The organism is Tabrizicola sp. (genome assembly GCF_051645465.1).
Taxonomy (GTDB): domain Bacteria; phylum Pseudomonadota; class Alphaproteobacteria; order Rhodobacterales; family Rhodobacteraceae; genus Tabrizicola.
Genome location: NZ_JBOFBI010000358.1, coordinates 1 through 2,193, shown reverse-complemented (window position 1 = coordinate 2,193; position 2,193 = coordinate 1). Strand labels below are relative to the sequence as shown.

At 64.8% G+C, this 2,193-nt stretch carries 4 protein-coding genes; 1 reads left to right on the top strand and 3 read right to left on the bottom strand.

The genetic code is table 11. The features are described from left to right. Window positions 1-77 precede the first annotated feature (77 nt). The 3 genes from ACRCSW_RS22235 to ACRCSW_RS22225 are packed head-to-tail and all read right to left on the bottom strand — an operon-like array spanning window position 78 to window position 1,714. Window positions 78-761: a 5-formyltetrahydrofolate cyclo-ligase gene (locus ACRCSW_RS22235; RefSeq protein WP_134078525.1), complete on the bottom strand. Its 684-nt coding sequence runs from the start codon at window positions 759-761 to the stop codon at window positions 78-80. Further along, window positions 754-1,242, bottom strand: coding sequence for a hemerythrin domain-containing protein (locus tag ACRCSW_RS22230; protein ID WP_374302567.1), 489 nt, complete (start codon window positions 1,240-1,242; stop codon window positions 754-756). Before ACRCSW_RS22230 ends, ACRCSW_RS22235 begins: the two co-directional genes overlap by 8 nt. A gap of 13 nt (window positions 1,243-1,255) precedes the next feature. Continuing rightward, window positions 1,256-1,714 (bottom strand): group III truncated hemoglobin, encoded by a 459-nt coding sequence (locus ACRCSW_RS22225; RefSeq protein WP_374302569.1) that lies wholly within the window; start codon window positions 1,712-1,714, stop codon window positions 1,256-1,258. Between the two features lie 75 nt (window positions 1,715-1,789). Between ACRCSW_RS22225 and ACRCSW_RS22220 the strand changes: the two genes are divergently transcribed. Beyond that, on the top strand, window positions 1,790-2,193 hold a 404-nt coding region (locus ACRCSW_RS22220), incomplete at its 3' end, for an Rrf2 family transcriptional regulator (protein ID WP_438707834.1).

Here is a 2,193-nt window from a genome sequence, read left to right as displayed (position 1 = left end):
GAAGAAGAATGGCCGGAACCCGTAGGTCAGGATCGCAGGGCCGGTCCAGGCGCGCATCTGTTCGGCAGTGGTGGTCATCATGCGTCCTTCTGTTCGTACTGGACCCCGGCCTCGGTCAGGATGACGTCCAGTGCGATGTCGTGGGGTTGGGGAAAGATGGTGGCAAGCCGGGCAGATTGCAGACCGATACCGATTGTCATCGGGCGAGGCGACAGCACGGCGAGCGTGCGGTCAAAGTACCCCCCGCCGTAGCCCAGCCGAAACCCTGCCGGGTCCCAGCCCACCAAGGGGGCAAGGGTCAGGTCAGGCACCACCTCTGGCCCGTCAGCCGGGACCGGGATCTTCCAGAAGCCCTGCACCATCCTGCAATCCGGCGTCCATAGGCGGAACGCCAGTGGTGCAGAGGGCGCTGTGACCACGGGCAATGTGACGCGCGCGCCGCGTGCGAGCAGGCTTTCCAGCCAGGGCCGCAAGTTCAGTTCCGCCTTGATCGGCCACCAAGCCGAGAGCGTCAGCCCGTCGACGCTCGGGAAACGTTCAGCAAGGAGGGTATCGACACGCGCGGCAATCATGTCTGCCGCTGCACGACGCTGCGACACGGACAGGGCCTGACGGTCTGCGAGCAATCGCGCGCGCTCGGCCTTGCGCCAGCGGGCGACGTCGCGCGCCTGCTCTTGGTCCACAGCCAACGGATCGAAGTAGTCCGGGGCGATCTCGCAAGCCATGCAGGGGGACGAGGCGAATGGGCCCGGCTCAGACATCGGCGCGCCGCTCGGCCTCGAACTGCGGGAACAGCACGTCGTTCTCCAGCCGCATGTGCTCGGCCAGGTCGCGGGTGAACTCATCCAGTCCACGGTAAAGCCCGGTCCAGGTGCCGCAGGCCCCGTCGGGCAAGGTCAGGTTTGCGGTCAGTCGGAGGATCTCGGCCAGCTCGCGGTCATGCCCGGCATGATCGGCGCGCATCACCGCGATCGGAGTCTCGATGCCGGGCATCCCGCCCTTGCGGATCGCGGGAAACAGGATCAGTTCCTCTTTCTTCATATGTACCTCCAATTCGCCGAGCATCTCGTGCAGCAGGGCCGACAGTCCGTCAGGCACGCCCACGTCGCCGAAGTGCACGTCCTCGACACGCTCCGCCATTGCCACCAGTTGCGGAAGCTGCTCCCTGTGGCGGGCATGGTAGCGCTCCTCGATGTGCCGGGTCAGGGCGGTCGGCTCGGACGGCGCTGCAGCTTCGGTCATGTGAGGTCTCCTGTCAGAAGAACAGTTTGGGTGGGGCGACGGGGTCGCTTTGGGCTGACTGAACGGCGATGTGCAGGGAATGGGCGATCCGCTCGGCGCGCTCGATCAGGTGCAAGGCTCCCGCGGGCGTGCAGGTATCAACAGCTGTCGCGCGGAACAGCGCAAGCCAGCGGTCAAAATGTGCCGCATTGATCGGCAACGGAGTATGCGCGGGCACCGGCCGGCCATGATACTGCCCGGTCATCAAGGCGATCGAAGACCAGAACGTCACCATCCGCTCAAGATGCACGGCCCAATCGGTGATGCGGGCCGCAAAGATCGGCCCCAGAACGGCATCTGCACGGACACAGCCGTAAAAGCGGTGTACCAGATCGCGCAGAACATCGGGGCTAAGACCCGTCTCTACCATAAGGGCGGCCGTCACTTCCGGCCTGGTTGTCGGGATGGACAAGCTGACAGTTGCGCTGGACATCTGAGTCTCCGTCTTGCGCTTTGGCTTAGGCCTGCTAATTGGTATTGTAAATACCTATTCAAGGAAACCGACTTCATGCGGCTGACCTCCTTCACCGACTTCGGGCTACGGATGCTGATGCGGATGGCCGCCGATCCGTCGCGCGCCAACTCCACGGCCGAACTGGCCGAAGCCCTGGGCCTGTCCCGCAATCATCTGGCCAAGATCATCCAGCATCTGGCGCGCGCAGGCCTGATCGAAACCCGGCGCGGCGGCGGCGGTGGCGCCGTGCTGGCCCGACCGGCGTCCGAGATCCGGCTTGGCCAGGTAATCCGGTTGTTGGAAGAAGGGCAGCCCTTGGTCGAGTGTTTCGGGGCCGATGGGGGTGCCTGTTCGATAGACACGCGCTGTCGGCTCAAGGCGCGTCTGCGTTCTGCGGAAGCAGCTTTTCTCACGGATCTCGACCGATCGACACTGGCCGATATCGCCCTGCCCCCGCT

Excerpts from the sequence above, each read along its gene's own strand:
- ACRCSW_RS22235 (WP_134078525.1), bottom strand. The coding sequence starts at position 761 with ATGTCTGAGCCGGGCCCATTCGCCTCGTCCCCCTGCATGGCTTGCGAG.
- ACRCSW_RS22230 (WP_374302567.1), bottom strand. The coding sequence starts at position 1,242 with ATGACCGAAGCTGCAGCGCCGTCCGAGCCGACCGCCCTGACCCGGCAC.
- ACRCSW_RS22225 (WP_374302569.1), bottom strand. The coding sequence starts at position 1,714 with ATGTCCAGCGCAACTGTCAGCTTGTCCATCCCGACAACCAGGCCGGAA.